Annotated in this window: 15 protein-coding genes; 1 reads left to right on the top strand and 14 read right to left on the bottom strand. The window is 64.4% G+C overall.

Annotated features, from left to right (window positions below):
* Positions 1-29 precede the first annotated feature (29 nt).
* The 7 genes from ACTORR_RS15200 to ACTORR_RS15170 form a co-directional block, all read right to left on the bottom strand.
* Complete coding sequence (locus ACTORR_RS15200) at positions 30-1,973, bottom strand: FTR1 family protein (protein ID WP_441343706.1); 1,944 nt, start codon at positions 1,971-1,973, stop codon at positions 30-32.
* 633 nt (positions 1,974-2,606) lie between these two features.
* A complete protein-coding gene (locus ACTORR_RS15195) occupies positions 2,607-4,025 on the bottom strand; it encodes a TolC family protein (protein WP_313365500.1) in 1,419 nt (472 codons plus the stop codon).
* Positions 4,022-4,897 carry an efflux RND transporter periplasmic adaptor subunit gene (locus tag ACTORR_RS15190; RefSeq protein ID WP_054883917.1) on the bottom strand — a complete coding sequence of 292 codons (876 nt, stop codon included), beginning with the start codon at positions 4,895-4,897 and terminating at the stop codon, positions 4,022-4,024. The genes ACTORR_RS15195 and ACTORR_RS15190 overlap by 4 nt, the downstream gene beginning before the upstream one ends.
* Positions 4,894-5,106, bottom strand: a complete 213-nt coding sequence (locus ACTORR_RS15185) for a DUF1656 domain-containing protein (RefSeq protein WP_016392395.1) — start codon at positions 5,104-5,106, stop codon at positions 4,894-4,896. The genes ACTORR_RS15190 and ACTORR_RS15185 overlap by 4 nt, the downstream gene beginning before the upstream one ends.
* Complete coding sequence (locus tag ACTORR_RS15180) at positions 5,103-7,190, bottom strand: FUSC family protein (RefSeq protein ID WP_054883918.1); 2,088 nt, start codon at positions 7,188-7,190, stop codon at positions 5,103-5,105. The genes ACTORR_RS15185 and ACTORR_RS15180 overlap by 4 nt, the downstream gene beginning before the upstream one ends.
* Positions 7,187-7,639: a MarR family winged helix-turn-helix transcriptional regulator gene (locus tag ACTORR_RS15175; protein WP_054883919.1), complete on the bottom strand. Its 453-nt coding sequence runs from the start codon at positions 7,637-7,639 to the stop codon at positions 7,187-7,189. Before ACTORR_RS15175 ends, ACTORR_RS15180 begins: the two co-directional genes overlap by 4 nt.
* Before the next feature lie 105 nt (positions 7,640-7,744).
* Complete coding sequence (locus ACTORR_RS15170; protein WP_313365501.1) at positions 7,745-8,539, bottom strand: tetratricopeptide repeat protein; 795 nt, start codon at positions 8,537-8,539, stop codon at positions 7,745-7,747.
* Between the two features lie 206 nt (positions 8,540-8,745).
* Here ACTORR_RS15170 and ACTORR_RS15165 point away from each other — a divergent pair, with 206 nt between their 5' ends.
* Positions 8,746-9,303, top strand: coding sequence for a WYL domain-containing protein (locus ACTORR_RS15165; protein WP_054883921.1), 558 nt, complete (start codon positions 8,746-8,748; stop codon positions 9,301-9,303).
* Between the two features lie 117 nt (positions 9,304-9,420).
* Here ACTORR_RS15165 and ACTORR_RS15160 read toward each other — a convergent pair whose 3' ends face one another.
* From ACTORR_RS15160 to ACTORR_RS15130, 7 genes are all read right to left on the bottom strand, one after another.
* Positions 9,421-10,284, bottom strand: coding sequence for an ABC transporter permease (locus ACTORR_RS15160; protein WP_262108111.1), 864 nt, complete (start codon positions 10,282-10,284; stop codon positions 9,421-9,423).
* Positions 10,285-10,296: 12 nt separating this feature from the next.
* Positions 10,297-11,160 (bottom strand): ABC transporter ATP-binding protein, encoded by an 864-nt coding sequence (locus tag ACTORR_RS15155; RefSeq protein WP_054883922.1) that lies wholly within the window; start codon positions 11,158-11,160, stop codon positions 10,297-10,299.
* 6 nt (positions 11,161-11,166) lie between these two features.
* The gene (locus ACTORR_RS15150) at positions 11,167-12,186 is read right to left on the bottom strand and encodes an ABC transporter substrate-binding protein (protein WP_099814410.1); all 1,020 of its coding nucleotides are present in this window, start codon (positions 12,184-12,186) and stop codon (positions 11,167-11,169) included.
* 17 nt (positions 12,187-12,203) lie between these two features.
* Positions 12,204-13,103, bottom strand: coding sequence for a TauD/TfdA dioxygenase family protein (locus ACTORR_RS15145; RefSeq protein ID WP_313365502.1), 900 nt, complete (start codon positions 13,101-13,103; stop codon positions 12,204-12,206).
* A gap of 361 nt (positions 13,104-13,464) precedes the next feature.
* Positions 13,465-14,841, bottom strand: coding sequence for an HlyD family type I secretion periplasmic adaptor subunit (locus tag ACTORR_RS15140; protein ID WP_441343705.1), 1,377 nt, complete (start codon positions 14,839-14,841; stop codon positions 13,465-13,467).
* Positions 14,831-16,987 (bottom strand): type I secretion system permease/ATPase, encoded by a 2,157-nt coding sequence (locus tag ACTORR_RS15135; RefSeq protein WP_441343704.1) that lies wholly within the window; start codon positions 16,985-16,987, stop codon positions 14,831-14,833. The genes ACTORR_RS15140 and ACTORR_RS15135 overlap by 11 nt, the downstream gene beginning before the upstream one ends.
* A 43-nt stretch (positions 16,988-17,030) precedes the next feature.
* On the bottom strand, positions 17,031-18,368 hold the full coding sequence (locus ACTORR_RS15130; protein WP_099816025.1) for a TolC family outer membrane protein: 1,338 nt from the start codon (positions 18,366-18,368) through the stop codon (positions 17,031-17,033).
* Between the last annotated feature and the right edge of the window lie 26 nt (positions 18,369-18,394).

Below are 18,394 nucleotides of genomic sequence, written 5' to 3'. Positions count from 1 at the left end.
GTCGCGATGGGCCGCGCAGCGGCCCCCAATCAGTTAGCTGTTGCCCGACGCTTCTCGCTCAGGCGACTACGCCCATACAACACCAGAATCGCCAGCAACGCCACCGCCTGCGCACTCAGCGAGTAAACATCGGGGTGAATCCCCAGCCAGTCGAATTCGAAGAACGCCATCGGCCGCGTGCCCAGCACGCCCGCCTCCTGCAGCGCCTTCACGCCATGCCCGGCGAACACCACCGACAGGGCGCACAGCAACCCGGCGTTGATGCTGAAGAACAGCGACAGCGGCAGCTTCGCCGACCCGCGCAGGATCACCCACGCCAGGCCCACCAGCAGCACCAGCGCCGTGGCACCACCGGCCAGCACCGCCTGGTGGCCCGCTGGGCCGGCCTGCAGCCACAGGGTTTCGTAGAACAGGATCACTTCGAACAGCTCGCGGTACACCGAGAAGAACGCCAGCACGGCAAAGCCGAAGCGCCCGCCACCACTGACCAGGCTGCTCTTGATGTAGTCCTGCCAGGCAGCAGCATGGCGGCGATCGTGCATCCACACACCCAGCCACAGCACCATCACGCTGGCGAACAAGGCCGTGCTGCCTTCCAGAAGCTCACGCTGGGCACCGCCGACGTCGATCACATAGGCGGCCACGGCCCAGGTGGCAAAGCCTGCAACCAGCGCCAGGCCCCAGCCGATGTTGACGCTGCGTATGGCCGACTGCTGGCCCGTGTTGCGCAAGAAGGCCAGCACAGCGGCCAGCACCAGGATCGCTTCGAGGCCCTCACGCAGCAGAATCAGCAGGCCGGAAATAAAGCTCAGCGACCAGCTCAAGCCATCACTGCCCAGCAGCTTGGCGGCCTGGTCGAGCTTGGCCTTCGCTTCGCTCAGACGTTGCTCAGCCTGGGCCACCGGGAGGCCGTCCTGCAGTGACTGACGGTAGGCCATCAGGGCCTTTTCGGTGCTCTTGCGCGCTACGGTATCGATGTTGTCCAACGAACTTTCGACCAGTTCGAAGCCTTCCAGATAAGCCGCTACCGACAGGTCGTAGGCCTGATCACGATCACCTGCACGGTAAGCCGCCAGGCTCTTGTCCAGAGTGCTGGCGGTGTAAGCGAGCAACTGCGACGGACCGCGCTTGACCTGCGGCGGCTGGGCACGCTGGGCGCGGAACGCCTCGACCGACGCGGCGCCTTCGTTTGCCGCGACTTCGGCCGGGGTCTGGCGGGCCAGGTCGGCGATGTTCCAGGCCTTGTCGCCCTTGGCGGCTTCAGGTTTGGCCGTGAAGCTGGCGATGTAAGCTGCCACGTCCCAGCGCTGGCGTTCATCCAGCTGGTCGGCGAAGGACGGCATTTCGGTGCCATCGATGCCCAGGGCCAGGGTGTTGTAGAGGTCGAACAGGCTCAGCTGATCGAGACGTGCGGTGTCACGCAAATTGGCCGGGGCTGGCTCCAGGCCCACACCTGCCGGGCCGTCGCCCGCGCCGGTATCACCGTGGCAAATCGAACAGTTTTGCGCATACAGCGAGGCGCCACGGGCCGCGTCCGGGGTAATCACCGGGGCCTGGCTGACCTCGTAGGCCACCGCCAGGCGTGCGCCCAGCAGGCGGGCCTGCTTGGCTACCGCTGGGCCGTCCTGGCGCTGGTCGATGGCCTGGCGCAGCGCTTGCACGCCTTGCTGCAGGCCAGCTTGCTCGGCATTGGCAGGCAGGCCTTTGACCAAGTCGGCCAGCACCGCGCTGAATTCTTGCTGCTCGCGGTATTCACCGTCGTCGATAACCTTGCCGTTTGCCACGGTCGGCGGGTAGTCGGCGCCAATGTAATCCAGTAAATGCAGGGCTTTGGCAGCCTCGGCGGGCGCTTCGGCCTGCGCCAGGGTGCTGCACAGCGCCAGCACCGGGCCGAGCACAACGGCCGGCAACCAGGCGAGCAGACGGGAACGGGTTTTCATGGCCAGTCTCGGAGGGAATGCGAAAGAGAACATTGTTCACTTCGACTTGGCTTCGCTCAAGAGCTGCCGGTGGATTTCATGAAAAATCCTGCTGCACATTCCGAATGGCGCGAGTTGGCAATTCACCCTCATCATCGATGCCTGAAAGTGAGAAAAAATTGAGCTGAACCCGAAAAATCAGAAACTGAAGCATTTGGTTTCAGGTTCGGAAATGTCTGACAGCAAGGGACTTCAGTGGATTCAGGAGGTGCCTGCCGGGGGATAGGGTGAGGGCTGACAGGTGCCCGCCGACAGGTTTGCAGCGCCTATGATATCGAGCGCCGCCCGCGCGGCGCATCGCGGGCAAGCCCGCTCCCACATTTGTTTCGGGCCAGTTATTCCTGTGCCGCCAACAGGATCCGCCTTGGTGCATGACTGGAGACCGACGATAGGCCTTCGTGCATGACTGGAGACAGGTGAAGCGGCATCTGCGCCCACCGAGATGCATTGTCATGCCAACAGGGCGGTCCCTGTTGGCTTTACAGGAGAGATTGGCCCGAAACAGATGTGGGAGCGGGCTTGCCCGCGATGCGCCGCGCGGGCGGCGCTCGATCTCATAGGCGCTGAAAATGCCAAGGCAGGCACCTGTCAGCCCCCACACAATCTCCAGTCAAACCCCTCGCAACCTCACCGCTTCCCAGCCTCCTTCCACCCCCCACCCAACGCCAGGAACACCCCTATCTGCCCCACCGCCACCTGGCTGTTAGCCGCGGCCAACTGCGCCCGTACATCGGTATACGTCCGCGTCGCCTGCAAATCCGCCAAGAACGACTCACGCCCGGCCTGGTAATACCGGTGCGTCTGGTCCGCCGCTTCCTTCGCCGACTTCTCCGCCTCAGCCAGCGCATCACGCCGGTCCAGCAGGGCGCTGTACTGGGCCAGTCGGGTCTGGGTCTCACGGATGGCGTTCAGCACCACGCCATCGAAATGCGCCAAGGCAGCCTGGGTCGAGGCTTCAGCCATGCGAATCCGCGCGCGGGTGCCGTTGGTCGGGATGCTCCAGCTGATCTGCGGGCCAAAGCCCCAGCGGTTGGTCGACGGATCGCCGAGGTCTTCGAGGATACCGATGGTGCCGACCTGGGCACCGATGCTGATGTCCGGATACAGCGCACCGGTCGCCACACCGATCTCAGCGGTGGCCGCCGCCAGTTGGCGTTCGGCCTGGCGCACGTCCGGGCGGCGCTTGAGCAGGGCCGCACCGTCACCCACCGGCACCAACTGGTTGAGGTGCGGCAGCTCGGCGCAATCAGCGGTGCCGGCAGGTAATTTATCCACAGGCTTGGCCAGCAGCGCTGCCAGGTTATACAGGCCGGTCTCGCGCTCGGCCTTGAAGCGCGGCAGTTCGGCACGCAAGGATTTGAACTGGGTCTGCGAGCGGGTGACTTGAGTTTCGTCGCCACGGCCGGCGTCACGCAGGCGCTGGTTGAGCTTCACGCTCTGCTCCTGCAGGTCGAGCGACTCGCGGGCGATGTGGTATTCCTCGTTGGCCGAGCACACCTGGGTGTAGGCCTTGACCACGTCGGCCACCAAGGTAATGCGCGCGGTGTCGGCGGCGGCCTGCACCGCGTCGGCGTTGGCCTTGGCGGCCTCGGTGCCGCGCTTGAAGGTGCCCCACAGGTCGAACTGGTACGAGGCACTGATGATCGCCTCGCCGATGTTGGCCACCGGTACCTTCTCCGGCAGCAGGAAGGCCTGGCCGGACTCCTGCAGGCGCTGGGCGCCGGCCTTGATGCCGCCATTGAAGCCACCCTGGGACTCAGCCACTTCGACCTGTGCACGGGCCTTGGCGATGTTCGCCGCAGCGACGCGCAGCTCTGTGTTGGCGCTCAGCGCCTGGCGCACCAGTTCGTTGAGGCGCTGATCCTGATACAGCTGCCACCAGTCCTCGGGCACCGGCGCCGACACCACGCTGTCGGCATCCTGGCGCAGCGGGCCGTTGAGGTCGCTGCGTTGCACCGCCGCGTCCTTCGGTACTTGGTAATCGGGGCCGACCATCATGCAGGCCCCCAGGGACAGGCAGAGCCCCGCGAGGATCAGCTGTTTCATGGCCGCTGGCCCTCGAGGATCGACACCGTGGCAGTGCGCCCGGCGATCATGCGGAAGTCTTCCGGCACTTCGTCGAAGGCGATGCGCACCGGAATACGCTGGGCCAGGCGCACCCAGCTGAACGCCGGGTTGACGTTGGGCAGCAGGTTGGCACCGCTGCTGCGGTCACGGTCTTCGATGCCGGCAGCGAAGCTCTGCACGTGGCCGCGCAGACGGGTGTTGTCGCCCATCACGCGGATGTCCACTGCGTCGCCGATGTGGATGCCACCCAGCTTGGTTTCCTCGAAGTAGCCATCGACGTGGTACGAGGCGCTGTCGACCACCGACAGCACAGGGCGACCCGCGCTGACGAACTCGTGGTCACGCGGTGCGCGGTCGTTGAGATAACCATCCACCGGGCTGCGCACCACCGAGCGATCCAGGTTGAGCTGGGCAGTGTCGACCGCCACCTGGGCCTCGCTGACCGCCGAGCGGGCGCGGGCCTCGCGGGACTGGCTCTCTTCCAGCTGCTCGGCCGCCACCAGGTTGCCGAGCTTGCGGTTACGCTGCGCTTCGCGGGACGCCTGGGCCAGGGTTTCCTGGCGCTCGCCGAGAGTCGCCTTGGCCTGGCGCAGGGCCAGGGTGAAGCGGTCCTGGTCGATGGTGAACAGCACATCGCCGCGCTTGACGGTCTGGTTGTCGCGCACCTCGACCTTCTGGATCAGGCCGGACACGTCCGGGGCGATCTGGATCACGTCGGCGCGGATGTGCCCGTCGCGGGTCCAGGGGGCGAACATGTAGTACACCACCATCTGCCACACGAGCACGGCGGCGAAGGTCACTACCAGCAAGGTCAGGACCACACGGCCCAGGGTCAGCAAAGGTTTTTTCATGGCAGCATCAGGCTTCGGCAAAAGTGGTCGACCGCGCCCAGCAGCACGGCGTACAGGGCAACGTTGAACAGCGCCCGGTGCCAGACCAGGCGGTAGAAATGCAGGCGCACCAGCACCGCGTGCACCCCCAGGAACAGCAGGTAGGTGCCAAACATCATCACCAGCAGCGTGGGCAGGAATACCCCGCTGATATCCAGTTCACCGATCACAGGGGCGCTCCGTCCAGGCCGGGGGGCAGTTGCGGTTGTTCGGCAGGCTCGAGCATTACCTCGACACCCGGCAGCAGCGCCAGGCGCAGGCCTGCCAGGGCATGCAGCAAGTGGGTGCGGGCATCGCCGCGTTCGTACAGTTCATCCAAGTTCAGCGACAGGCGTGCCCGCTCCATGTTGCGCAGCAGTGCGGCTGGCGCGTGCAGACGTTCACCGGCACGCAGGCAGGCAGCGTAGTGCGCGCCGACCTCCTCGATCACCGTGCCCAGGCGTTCGCGGGCCTGCTGACCGGCCCGCGGCAGGTAGGCCAGCAGGTCGAGAAGGTTAAGCCCGACGCGTAGGTCGCGCAGTGCCACCCCGCTGTCCTGGCCGGTCTGCGACAGGCGGGGCAGGTGCTGCATCAAGCGGTCGAGCATCTGCACGCCGAGTTGGCGGTGCTCGGCCAGGGTCGCCGGCTCGGTCATTTCGACGATGTCGCGCCAGGCAAAGCGGGTCATGCGCTTGGCCGCCAGCTCCACGCCGAACGGGCGCATCACCAGGGTCCAGATGAAAGCGAACAGCAGGCCGGCCGGGCCCGCCAGGTTGGAGTTGAGGAAGGTCAGGAAATCGGCGTCATAAGCACCCTGGATGCTGATGAAGGTCGAGGTGTTGACGATGGTCAGCAAGGTGCCGAGGTAGAAGCGCGGCTGCACGGTGAGGGTGCCGACACAGATGAACGGGATCGCGAAGGCCAGCACCAGCATCGGGAAGTCGTGCAGGTTGGGCAGCACCAGGAACAGGTACAAGCTGGAGAAGATCACCGACATCAAGGTCCAGAAGAAGAACCGGTAGATCTGCGGCGCCGGGTCGTCCATGGCGGCGAAGAAGCTGCACGACACCGCGGCGAGGATCACCGCACTGGCGCCGTCGTTCCAGCCCAGGCCGATCCACAGCCCGCAGGCGACGACAATCGCCAGCACCGTGGAGACCACCGAGTAGAGCATCAGGCCGCGGTCGAAGAATGCGGTCAGGCGGCCCAGCCGCCAGTGGCGGTAGACCGCGCGCCAGGGTTTGGGGTCGTCGCTGCGCAGGGCATGCTGCAGGGAGCAACAGTCCTGCCACAGGTCGGCCCATTCCGTCAGGCGGTAAAGTGCGTTGGACAGCAACAGCTCGGCACGCTGATCGAGCGCGGCGGCGCCGGGCTGCAAGCGGTCGATCTGCTCGTGCAAAGCCGTCCAGCGCGAGACAGACGCGCTGTCGGCGGTGCCCTTGAGCCATTCGCGGGCGGCATCCAGCACTGGCTGGAGCTGCGCGTAATGGAGCGGGGCGCGGCCTTCGAGGGCGATCAGAGCGTCGTCAAGGGCATCAATCACCGGCAGCAGATGGATCATCCGCCCGCGCAGCTCGCGGGCATTCTTCAGGGTGTGCGGGCCGGCACCTTCGTGGCCGAGCTGGCCGATCATCAGCTCCAGCGAGTTGAACGTGGTGACCATTGCTGCACGCATGCCTGCGACCTTGTCGGCGCTGGCTTCACGGGCGAGGTAAATGTCGCTGTAGCGGATCGCTTCGGTGAACCAGTTGCCGGTGGCACCCACCACCACCGGGGCCAGCCGGCGCGGCCAGAAAATCGCACCGACCACCGCCGCGCAGACGATTCCCAGGCAGATCTCCTGGGCCCGGGAGGACGCCACGTCGAACACCGCCAGCGGGTTGTCGACCACCGCCAGGGCAATCATCGGCAAGGTGTAGCCGGCCAGCATCAGCACGTAATTGTTGGCCGTGCGCACGTTCAGCGAGAGGAACAGCAGGGTGCCGGTCCACAGGGCGATGGCGATGCTCAGCAACAGCGGTGACTGCACCAGCGGCGGCACGAAGAAGATCGCCCCGGCAGCACCGAGCAGCGTCCCCACGGCACGATACAGCGCCTTGGAGCTGGTTGGGCCGACGAACGGGCTGGAGACAATGTAGACGGTGGCCATCGCCCAATATGGACGCGGCAACTGCAGCAGCAGGGCAATGTACAGGGCGATCATCGACGCGGCGAAGGTACGTACGCCGTAGAACCAGTCGCGGGCCGGTGGCACCGAGCTGAAGAAACCGTTCATGCCGCCCCGCCCGCAATGCCCAGGCCAGCAGCCTCGAAGGCACGCAGCACGCGCAATGCGGCCAGCAGGTCCGCCTCGTCGATCCCCTGCAGCACGTCATGGCGCACGCGCACCAGTTCGGCTTCGATCGCTTCGGCCAGGCGACGGCCTTCGGCAGTCAGGCTCAGGCCCTTGGCGCGGCGGTCCAGCGGGTCCTCGCTGCGGCAGACCAGGCCAGCCTTGCACAGTTGGTCGAGCAGGCGCACCAGCGACGGGCTTTCCAGGCCGGCAGCCTGGGCCACGGCCACCTGATGCACGCCATCGCCCAAGCGCACGATCATCAGCAACGGTGCGGCGCAGGCCTCGGAGATACCGTAGCCGATCAACGCGTTGTGGCAGATGCGCCGCCAATGGCGAGCGGCAACCACCATGCCGCTGCTGACCTGCAGGCGCAAGGAGTCAATGGACATGTGGGGAACCAAGGATATTCATAGTTTGCTAACTATCAATATACGCCTGTGCCTCCCCCTGTCGTCAACCGTGTGCGACGGAGGACCTCATGAATTCATGTTCATTCAGGGCTGAACCTGGTCTTCCAGCTTCATGGTCAGTGCCAATGTGCTGCCCATCTGCACCGCGCGATCACGCCAATCCAGATAGCGCGCTTCATCGCGGCTGCTGAAATGTACCGCCAACTCTTCGGCAGCCTGCATGACTCCGGCTGCAGCCGCCAGCTCCAGCCAATACAACGCGGCCTTGACGTCAGCGTCCACATGCAGACCATGCAGCAAGCGGTAGCCCACCTCGAATCGGCAGCGCGCCTCGCCGCGTTCGGCGCCGCGCTGAAACCATTGATAGGCCTGGACCAGGTTCACCTGCCAGCCCAGCGCGGCATCGCAGACCTCTTCTTCATACAGGTCGCCCAGCGCGGCAGCGGCATGCAGCATGCCGCGCTCAAACGCTTGGCGATAACATTCCTCGGCCTGGACATAGGAAGTTGCGACGCCCTTGCCGAAGTAATGCTGCTGCCCGAGGTTGAACCAGGCCGCCGCATTGCCCTGCAGCGCCGCCATGCGCAGCAGGTGCCCGGCCAGCGCGGTGTCGGCGCGCCAGTACTTGCCGTTCAGCCAGATCCAGCCCAGGTCGTTGAGTGCTGCGACATTGCCGGCCAGCGCCTGCTGGCGCAGGTCCAGGTATACCGCCTGCAGGTCGTGCGCTTCGTCCAGTCGGTTGACCAGCAACGCACGCTGGCTGGGCTGCCCTACCCCGGCAAACAGCCGCTGTCGCCTGCCGGCGGGTGTCGGTGGGCAAATGACCTGCTCAGGCATAAGACGGGCGAGCAGCGAATGGATATTGCTGACAGCAGACATGTTCATCCTCATTGAACGACCCACAGGCCCGACCGCGGCTGTGATGAGGCGTGATTCTGCGCGACGTCACGTCAAAACCTGTCGCGGACGATTCGAGGCAAGGCAACCAATTGCGCATTCCTTGATCTGAACGAGTTATGGCTAATTGCCATGACCCGTTCGAGCCGCCATCCTGTTGCGGCAAGCCTAGACAAGGACGTTACCTTTTGCCGTTCGCCACCACCCGCGCCACCCTCAGCCGTCAATGGGCGCTGCTGCGCCAGTTACCCAGCCGTTCTCCAGGTATCACCAGTGCCGAACTGGTGTGGCGCCTGCGCGATGTGGGCTTCAATGTCAGCAAACGTACGGTGGAACGGGACCTCAACGAACTGTCGCTGATCTTTCCGCTGGACCGCAATGACAAGAGCATTCCGTTTGGCTGGCACTGGTCGGCGAACTCTGCTGGCGAGCTGCGGGGTAATTTCGATTTGCAGGGATTTTTGCGTGGTGATTCGCTTCAGCCTGGGCAAGGTGCAGGAATCGAGATGCAAGCTTGGGTCAGCGATCCATTGGCCAAGCAGTTGCGTGAAGCGCCGTTGAGCATGGACATGCAATTGACGGCGCTGGACCACGGGCATCGGCTGCGGGCCACGGTGGAAGATGGCGGGCCATTGCGCTGGTGGGTGCTGAGCCAGGGCGACGGCGTGGTGGTCGAAGAGCCGCAGGCACTGCGCGAAGAGATCGCCAGGACCTTGAGCAATGCGGCTGCACAGTACATGAATTAGTCGCCTGTGCTGGCCTCTTCGCGGGCAAGCCCGTTCCCACAGGGATCGCGCAGGTCCTGAACACTGTGAAGTACCTGTGGGAGCGGGCGTGCCCGCGAAGAGGCCGGCACAGGAAAACTACCGCTGCATGCCCCACCGCCGAACAGTCAACCGCTCCAGGGTATTGAACACCAGCCCCTCGACCAGCAAGCCGATCAGGATCACCACCGCCAACCCGGCAAACACCTTGTCGGTATACAGCTCGTTGCGGTTCTGGAAGATGTACCAGCCCAGCCCGCCCTTGCCACTGCTGGCACCGAACACCAGTTCGGCGGCAATCAGGGTGCGCCAGGCGAACGCCCAGCCGATCTTCAGCCCCGAGAGGATCGACGGCAACGCTGCCGGCACCAGGATGTACAGGACCAGCCGCAGCCCTTTCAGGCCGTAATTGCGCCCGGCCATGCGCAAGGTTTCCGATACCCCGAGAAAGCCCGCATAGGTATTCAGCGCCAGCGCCCACAGCACCGAATGCACCAACACGAAAATCAGGCTGTTGTCACCCAGCCCGAACCACAACAGCGCCAACGGCAGCAGGGCAATCGCCGGCAACGGGTTGAACATCGAGGTCAGCGTCCCCAGCAGGTCGCGACCGAGCTGGGTCGACACTGCCAGGCTGGTCAGGCCGAAGGCCAGCACGATGCCCAGCAGGTAACCCTTGAGCAGGATCACCAGCGACACGCCGACCTTGGCCGGCAGTTCACCACTGAGCAGTCCGTCCCACAGTGCCGCAGCCGTCTGCAGGAAGGTCGGCAGCAGCAGGTCGTTGCCCTGGTAGCGGGCGATCGCTTCCCACAAGGCGGCGATCACCACCAGGATCACCGCCTTGCGCAGCCAGCTGTGCTGCCACAGGCGTTGGGCCAAGGGTAGATTGCGTTCCACAGGCACACTGAGCAAGGGCTCCAGCTGCACCTCGTATTCCTGGCGTACAGGTGTAGGGGTCATGGCTGAAGCTCCTCAGTAGGCGATGCGAATGTCGTTGAAGCCCAGGTCATCGGCCGGCTCAGGGGCTTCGGCCTCGTCGAACAGCAAGCGATGGATGCGCCGCGCACTGGCCTGGAAGTCGGCAGCGCCGAGGCTGCCGAGGTCGTACTGGTGGCTGTGCACCTCGGCACGTACCCGGCCTGGGTGGGGCGACAACAACAGGATACGGTTGCCGACCACCAGCGCCTCCTCGATGGAATGGGTGACGAACAGCAAGGTGAAGCGCACTTCCTCCCACAACAGCAGCAGTTCTTCCTGCATCTTGCGCCGGGTCAGCGCATCGAGCGCGGCGAACGGCTCGTCCATCAGCAGGATCTTCGGCTGGGTCGCCAGCGCCCGGGCGATCGCCACGCGTGCCTTCATCCCGCCCGACAGCATGTGTGGGTAGACATCGGCAAAGGCGGCCAGGCCGACCTTGTCCAGGTAATGCAAGGCCCGCTCCTCGGCCTCGGCGCGCTTGAGCTGGCCGGAAACCAGCAGTGGGAACATGACGTTCTCTTTCACCGTCTTCCAGGGCGGTAACTGGTCGAACTCCTGGAACACCACGATGCGGTCAGGGCCGGGGCCGTTGACCGGCTGGCCCTGCAGCAGGATCTGCCCTTCCTGGGGGGCGATGAAACCGGCCACGGCCTTGAGCAAGGTCGACTTGCCGCAGCCTGATGGGCCCAGCAGGACAAAGCGGTCAGCGCGATCGACTTCGAAGCTGACCTGGTGGGTGGCCCGCACCACGCGTTGCGCGGTGCGGTATTCGAGGCTCAGGCTGTCCACCTTGAGCAACGGCGGTGTAGCGATACGGCTCAGGTTGCTGGCCGTGTGGCCTGGCAAAGGGGCGGTCATGGTCGGTCAGCTCCCCTGCAGCGGGCGTTCATCCTGGAAGAAGTAGTCCTTCCACGATGCCGGCTTGTGCTTGATGGCGCCAACCCGATACAGGAACTCGGCCAGCTTGTAGGTGTTCTTCGGCGTGACGGTGAACTCGTACTGCGGGTTGTCGATCAGCTTGATCAGCGCGTCGCGGTCGATCTTGGCCTTGGTCACGCGGATGTAGGTATCCGCTGCGGCGGCCTTGTCGTTCTGGGCGAAGTCCGCCGCCTCGGCCAGTGCGTCGACAAAGGCCTTGTAGGTCTTGGGGTTGTCGTTGCGGAATTTCTCGGTGGCGAACAGCAGGGTCGGCGAGTTGGGGCCGAGCAGGTCATAGCTGTTGAGCACCACATGCACGTTCTTGTTGGCCAGCGCCTGGTCCTGGAACGGCGGGTTGGAGAAGTGCCCGTTCAGTTCGGTACCGCCGGCCAGCAGCGCGGCGGTGGCATCCGGGTGCGGCACGGCCAGGGTGTACTTGTCGAGGCGGTTGTATTCCTTGTCGCCCCACTGCTGGGCGGCGGCGTATTGCAGGAAGCGAGACTGCACCGAAACACCTACCGCAGGCACCGCAATGCGGTCCTTGTCAGAAAGGTCGGCGATGGTCTTCACGTTCGGGTTGCTGCTGACCAGGTAGTACGGGAAGTTGCCCAATGAGGCCACGGCCTTGACGTTCTGCCGGTCCTTGGTACGGTCCCACACGGTCAGCAGCGGGCCGACCCCGGCACCGGCGATGTCCACCGAACCGGACAGCAGCGCGTCATTGATCGCCGAGCCGCCAGACAGCTGGGCCCAGTCGACCTCGATGTCGATGCCCTGCTGCTTGCCGTGCTTCTCGATCAGGTGCTGGTCACGCACCACGTTGAGCAGCAGGTAGACGATGCCGAACTGCTCGGCGATGCGGATCTTGCCTTCGGCTTGTGCCACGGCGGGGGCCGCCAGGCTGCCGACGACCAGGCTGGCGCCCAGGCCGATGCTTGCCGCCAGGCGGCTGATGGATTTGCGCATGATGAATTCCTCAGTCGTCAGAACGGGGCATCGCCCTGGATGGTGGTGCGCAACAGTTTGCGGTGCAGGTGCGCCGGGCAACCGGTGGCCAGGTGAATCAGTGAACGGTTGTCCCAGAACACCAGGTCATGGGGTTGCCACTGGTGGCGGTAGATGTTCTGTTCGAGCACGCTCAGCGCGTACAGCTGTTGCAGCACGTCGCGGCTTTCGTCATCCGGCAGGCCGACGATGCGGGTAGTGAAGCCTTCGCTGACGAACAGCGCCTTGCGGCCGTTTTCCGGGTGGGTACGCACCACCGGGTGGATGACTTCCTTCACCTGCGCGAGCTGCTCGGCGGTCAAGGTCGGGCGCCAGTTGCCTTCGAATTTGGTTTCGGCGTAACGGGCGGTATAGGAGTGAGCGGCACTGCGGCCCTCGACCACTTTGCGCAGGGCTTCGGGTACCGCATCCCAGGCTTTGTGCATGTCGGCGAACAGGGTGTCGCCGCCTTCGCTGGGAAGCTCCTGGGCATGCAGCATGGAGCCGAGGCTCGGCAGCTCCTTGTACGACAGGTCCGAGTGCCAGAACTTGCCGGCATCGCCAAGGCCGATATTCTGACCGTTCTCGATGATGTTGGAGACGATCAGGATTTCCGGGTGGCCGGCAAGCAGAAACTGCTTGAGCACATGGATCTGCAACTCGCCAAAGCGGCGGCTGAAGGCGATCTGTTGTTCCGGGCTGATGCGCTGGTCACGGAACACCAGCACATGGTGGTCGAGGTGGGCGCGATGAATACGGGCGAAATCCTCGGCGCTGACCGGCCTGGCCAGGTCCAGGCCAATGAGCTCGGCGCCGACGGCACCGGAGAAAGGGCGGATTTCGAAGGTTTGCGGCTGGGCGCTGTCGATGGTCGACAAGGCGTTCGAGGCGGCTGGCATGTGTCACTCCCACGCAGTGCGCGACTTCAATGGCGCGCAACGATCAGAAACGCACGGGGATTACCCGTGTGGGTTCAAGTCGTGCGGCGCATCGATTGGTCGACGGGTACGCAGTGGGAGCGACTATAGGGGTATAAGAAAAATAATTTAAATATCTTTAAAGAATAAAGATATGAAGGGTTGTGGTGCCTGATTTTGGTGCTCGAACCATGCACTGCCCTTGTAGGAGCGGCCTTGTGTCGCGAAAGGGCCGCAACGCGGCCCCAGCAATCTCTGCCTCTGTGCTGATACCCCTGGGGCCACGTTGCGGCCCTTTCGCGACACAAGGCCGCTCCTACAGGGGCGCGCGCCTGCGTCGGGCTTACCGCTCGCGCAGAGCCTCGTCGCGGGCCTTCATGATCGGCTTGAGCAGGTAGCTCATGATGGTCTTCTTGCCGGTCATGATGTCTACCGTGGCGACCATCCCGGGGATGATCAGCAGCGGCTTCTGGTCGGTGCCCAGGTGGCTCTTGTCGGTGCGCAGGCGGATCAGGTAGTAGGTGGTCTTCTTGTCTTCGTCGGTGATGGTGTCGGCGCCGATCTGTTCAAGCTTGGCCTTCAACCCACCGTAGATGGTGTAGTCATAGGCGCTGAACTTGATGGTCGCTTCCTGCCCCGGGTGAAGGAAGGCGATGTCCTTGGGCAGGATCTTGGCCTCGATCACCAGCGTATCGTCCAACGGCACGATCTCGATGATGTCGCTGCCCGGCTGGATCACGCCACCAATGGTGTTGACCAACAGCTGCTTGACGATGCCGCGTACCGGCGAAGTGACCAGGGTACGGTTGACGCGGTCGTCCAGTGCCTTGCTGGTAGCGGTGGCCTTGTTCAGCTCGGTGCGGGCTTCGTTAAGCTTGGTCAGGGCCTCGCTGCGGAACTTGCCGCGGGTCTCTTCGATCTTGCTCTCGACTTCCTTGATGGCCGCTTCCGCACGCGGGATAGCCAGCGCCGTGGACTCCATCTGGCCACGGGTTTCCACCTCGGAGCGGCGCAGGCGCAGCACCTCTACCTGGGAGACCGCGCCCTGGGCCACCAGCGGCTCGGACATGCCGATCTCCTGGCGCAGCAACTGCAAACTGTTGGCGTACTGGGCGCGCTTGGAAGTGAACTCCCGCAGCTCCTGTTGCTTCTGCACCAGCTGCTGTTGCAGGCCAGCGAGTTCGTCCTGCAACTGCTGGCGGCGGCTCTGGTACAGCGACTGCTCGTCCGCCGCCTGGCTGGGCGCGGCCTTGCGCAGTTCTTCGTCTATTTTCAGCGGGCGGTCCTCAACCTCGGCACTCAGACGCTCGACACGCAGGGCCATGGCCAGGCGGTCGGCTTCTGTTTCACCGACATTGGAGGCAAAACGGGTCTCGTCCAGGCGCAGCAGCGGCTGGCCGACCTCGACCACCTGCCCTTCCTTGGCGAAGATCTCGGCGACGATGCCGCCTTCGAGGTTCTGCACCTTCTGCACCTTGGACGAGGGAATGGCCTTGCCCTCGCCACGGGTGACTTCGTCGATGGGCGCGAAGCTGGCCCAGACGATCAGGAACAGGAAGAACGCGATCACGCCCCAGATGGTCAGGCGCACGACGCGCGGGGCGTCTTCGATGAGCGCTTTGTTGACCTCGGGCAGCGGCTGCCCGTGCAGCGAGTCGGAGCCCTTGAAGTAGCGGCGCAGGTTGTCTTTGAACTGTCCGATATCGAGCTTATGCAACACTGATCTGCCCCTTCTTCAGCGCATCCATGACGGAAGCTTTGGGGCCATCGGCAACCACCTGGCCGCGGTCGATGACGATCAGCCGGTCGACCAGGGTCAGCAGCGAGGCCCGGTGGGTCACCAGCAGCACAGTCTTGTTCTCGATTACCGCCTGCAGGCGCTGCTTGAGGCGCTCTTCGCCAGTGTTGTCCATGGCCGCAGTGGGCTCGTCGAGCAGCAGGATCTGCGGGTTGAGCAACAGCGCACGGCCCAGGGCGACGTTCTGCCGCTGGCCACCGGAGAGGTTTTGCCCGCGCTCGCCAACCTGCAACTCGTAACCGTCCGGGTGCAGCCGGGCGAACTCGTGCACGCCAGCCAGCTCGGCGGCTTGCAGGATCAGCTCGTCCTCGATGTAGCGGGCACCGCTGACCAGATTGTCGCGCAAGGTACCGGCCAGCAACTGGATATCCTGCGGCACGTAGCCGACGTTGTGACGCAGCTCGCTGACGTCGATCTGGCGAATGTCCACGCCGTCTACCAGCAACGAGCCGTTGTCCGCCTCATACAGCCCGACGATCAGCTTGGCCAGCGAACTCTTGCCCGAGCCACTGCGGCCGATGATGCCGACTTTCTCGCCGGGGCGGATTAGCAGGTTGATGCCCTTTAGCGCCTGGTTCTGCTGGTTCGGGTAGGTGAAGTCGACGCCGCGGAACTCGATGCCACCCTGCAGCACCTTACGGCTCAGCGGGCGTTCCTCGAAGTTGCGCTCTTGCGGCAGTTCCATCATCTGGTTGGTCGAGACCATGGTCACCTTGGCCTGCTGGTAGCGGGCAAGCAGGCCGTTGAGCGAACTCAACGGGCCCAGGGCACGGCCACTGAGCATGTAGCAAGCCACCAGGCCGCCCATGCTCAGGTTGCCGTCGATGATCAGGTACACGCCAACGCAGATCATCGCCACGCCAGCCAGTTGCTGGATCAGCAGGGTGATGTTCATCGCCAGGCTCGACAGCACCTTCACCCGCAGCTCAAGGCGGCTGAGGGTGCCGAGGGTCTGTTCCCACATGTACTGGCGTTCGCTTTCGGCATTGTTGACCTTCACCGCGTCCAGGCCGGCCAGAGTCTCGATCAGGCTCGACTGGCGCTCGGAGGCCAGTGCCATGGTTCGCTCCATGGTTGCCATCAGCGGCCGCTGCAGGGCGTAGCCGATGCCCAGGGCCAACGGGAAGGCGAGGATCGGGATCCACACCAGGTGCCCGCCGATGATGGCGATCACCAGCAGGATGATCAGGGTGAACGGCAGGTCGATCAGGCTGGTCAGGGTCAGCGAGGCGAGGAAGTCGCGCAGCCCCTGGAACTCGTGGATGTTCTGGGCAAAGCTGCCGACCCGCGCCGGGCGGTACTTCATCGACATGCCGACGATGCGTTCGAACAGGGTGGCCGAAATGATCAGGTCGGTCTTCTTGCCGGCCAGGTCCAGGCACAGGCCGCGCAGCCCTTTGAGAATCAGGTCGAACACATACGCGCCGGTGATACCGACGGCCAGCACCCAGAGGGTCGAGGTGGCCTGGTTGGGCACCACGCGGTCGTAGACGTTCATCACGAACAGCGGCGCAGCCAGGGCGATCAGGTTGATTACCAGGCTGGCGGCGATGGCGTCGATGTACAGCCACTTGCTGCGCAGCAAGGTGTCGCGGAGCCAGGACTTGGCGCGCGGAATCAGGTTGCCGTGGTTGACGTCGTACTTGTGCTGCGGCTGGGCGAAGAACACCTTGCCGCTGTAATCCCCGATCAGGGCTTCGCGGCTGACCAGCACCTCGCCGCCATCGCTCTCGCTGAGCAGCAGGCGCGCAGTGTCATCATTCTCCCAGCCCAGCAACACCGCGGCGCGGCCTTCCTTGAGCAGCAGCATGGCCGGCATGGCGATGCTCGGGATCTGCTCCAGCTTGCGCTGCAACAGGCGCCCCTGCAGGCCGGCGCGGGCGGCGGCGCGGGGCAGCAACTCGGCGTTCAGGCGCTGGGACGGCAATGGCAGCCCGGTGGTGAGCATCGCCCGGCTGGCAGGCTTTTGATGCAGGACGCACAGCGTCAGCAGGCTATCCAGGAGCGGATCGTCATGCTGACTGCGTGGATCGTGGTTGAGTTGGACTCGACTGACTTCGGATTCCACGCGGTGCTCTCTTCAACCTGGCGGGTAGGTGGATGGGTGCGCCTCAGTTCAAGCCTGGCAGGTTCACCCTGGGTTTCAAATCGTTCTGCACAACGGTGGCCATCGGCGCGACAACGCCCTGGCTCTTGAGCAGCTGGCCAATGGTCGCCTTGATTCGGTACTGAGTAAACAACTGAATATTCTTCACTTCTACCAAGCGGCGCTGGGCGGTGAAGGTTTCGTTCTCGCTGTCGAGCAGGTCGAGCAAGGTCCGCTCACCGAGGCTGAACTGCTGCTGGTAGGCGCTGCGCACGCGGTTGCTGTGGTCGACGTACTGCTGGGCGATCGGCACCTGGGCGTTGGCGTTTTCCTGCGCGTTCCAGGCCAGGCCCAGTTCTTCGTTCAGCTGGCGCAGGGCATTGTTGCGAATGTCCAGGGCCTGGCCGGCCAGGTGCGACTTGGCTTCCAGCTCGGCCTTGTTGCTGCCGCCAGCGTACAGGTTGAAGTTCATTCGCACCATGGCTTCCCAATCGTTGTTGTGACCGGCGACACCGTCGATGTTGTTGTCGGCGGTGCGACCGAGTTCGGCATCGAAGCGCGGGTAGAAGCTGGACTTGGCGGCGTCGTACTGTTTTTCCGCCGCGGCGATGTCTGACTCGGCCGAGCGCAGCACCGGGCTGCTTTCTACCATCTGCGCGCGGGCCTCTTCCAGGCTGGCTGGCAGCAGGTCGATGAATGGCGCCGGGGCGCTCAGCTCATCCGGCATCTGCCCCACCACGCTGAGGAAGTTGGTGTTGGCGTCGGCCAGGTTGGTCTGCTCGGTGATCAGGTTGTTCTGGGCCTGGGCCAGGCGCGCTTCAGCCTGGTCGAGGTCGGCCAGACGGCCGACGCCACGGCTGGTGCGCAGCTTGATCTGGTCGAGGATGCGTTCATGGTTCTGCAGGTTCTCCTGGGCCAGGCGCACCATCTCGCGGCGCGACAGCACATCGAGGTAGACCTTGGCCACGTCCAGGCCAGTGCGCTCGGAGGTGTCCATCAGCGCGTAGGCACGGGCGTTGACGGTAGCCTGCTGGCGGCCAACTTCGCTGGAGGTGGCGAAGCCGTCGAACACCATCTGCCGCAGGCGGATGGCCGATTCGCCGCGGTTCAAAGTTTCCCAGCGGTTACCGGTGCTCGGGCTGTCACTGCCTTCACGGCCGTAACCGGCGGTGACGTTGACCTGCGGCAAATAGCCGCCCTTGGCGGCGCGCAACTGGTAGTCGGCGGCCACGCGCGCATTCACCCCGGCCTGGATCTCGGGATGCACTTCGAGGGCCTGCTGCATGGCTTCTGGCAGCGTTTGGGCGTGGACGAAAGTGGCGGCGAAAGCGAGTGGCAGAGCGATAAACAGTGGCGCACGCATTTTTTACGGATCCCCGAAGGCGCTGT

It is taken from the genome of Pseudomonas sp. SAR267 (genome assembly GCF_052077595.1).
GTDB lineage: Bacteria > Pseudomonadota > Gammaproteobacteria > Pseudomonadales > Pseudomonadaceae > Aquipseudomonas > Aquipseudomonas vlassakiae.
The sequence above is the reverse complement of the archived record's forward strand: the minus strand, read 5'-3'. Positions and strand labels throughout refer to the sequence as shown.

Bases quoted from the DNA above. Each gene is read 5' to 3' on its own strand.
- ACTORR_RS15200 (WP_441343706.1), bottom strand. From the start codon at position 1,973: ATGTTCTCTTTCGCATTCCCTCCGAGACTGGCCATGAAAACCCGTTCC.
- ACTORR_RS15180 (WP_054883918.1), bottom strand. From the start codon at position 7,190: ATGAACGGTTTCTTCAGCTCGGTGCCACCGGCCCGCGACTGGTTCTAC.
- ACTORR_RS15150 (WP_099814410.1), bottom strand. From the start codon at position 12,186: ATGCGCAAATCCATCAGCCGCCTGGCGGCAAGCATCGGCCTGGGCGCC.
- ACTORR_RS15155 (WP_054883922.1), bottom strand. From the start codon at position 11,160: ATGACCGCCCCTTTGCCAGGCCACACGGCCAGCAACCTGAGCCGTATC.
- ACTORR_RS15130 (WP_099816025.1), bottom strand. From the start codon at position 18,368: ATGCGTGCGCCACTGTTTATCGCTCTGCCACTCGCTTTCGCCGCCACT.
- ACTORR_RS15160 (WP_262108111.1), bottom strand. From the start codon at position 10,284: ATGACCCCTACACCTGTACGCCAGGAATACGAGGTGCAGCTGGAGCCC.
- ACTORR_RS15175 (WP_054883919.1), bottom strand. From the start codon at position 7,639: ATGTCCATTGACTCCTTGCGCCTGCAGGTCAGCAGCGGCATGGTGGTT.
- ACTORR_RS15190 (WP_054883917.1), bottom strand. From the start codon at position 4,897: ATGAAAAAACCTTTGCTGACCCTGGGCCGTGTGGTCCTGACCTTGCTG.
- ACTORR_RS15195 (WP_313365500.1), bottom strand. From the start codon at position 4,025: ATGAAACAGCTGATCCTCGCGGGGCTCTGCCTGTCCCTGGGGGCCTGC.
- ACTORR_RS15170 (WP_313365501.1), bottom strand. From the start codon at position 8,539: ATGTCTGCTGTCAGCAATATCCATTCGCTGCTCGCCCGTCTTATGCCT.
- ACTORR_RS15145 (WP_313365502.1), bottom strand. From the start codon at position 13,103: ATGCCAGCCGCCTCGAACGCCTTGTCGACCATCGACAGCGCCCAGCCG.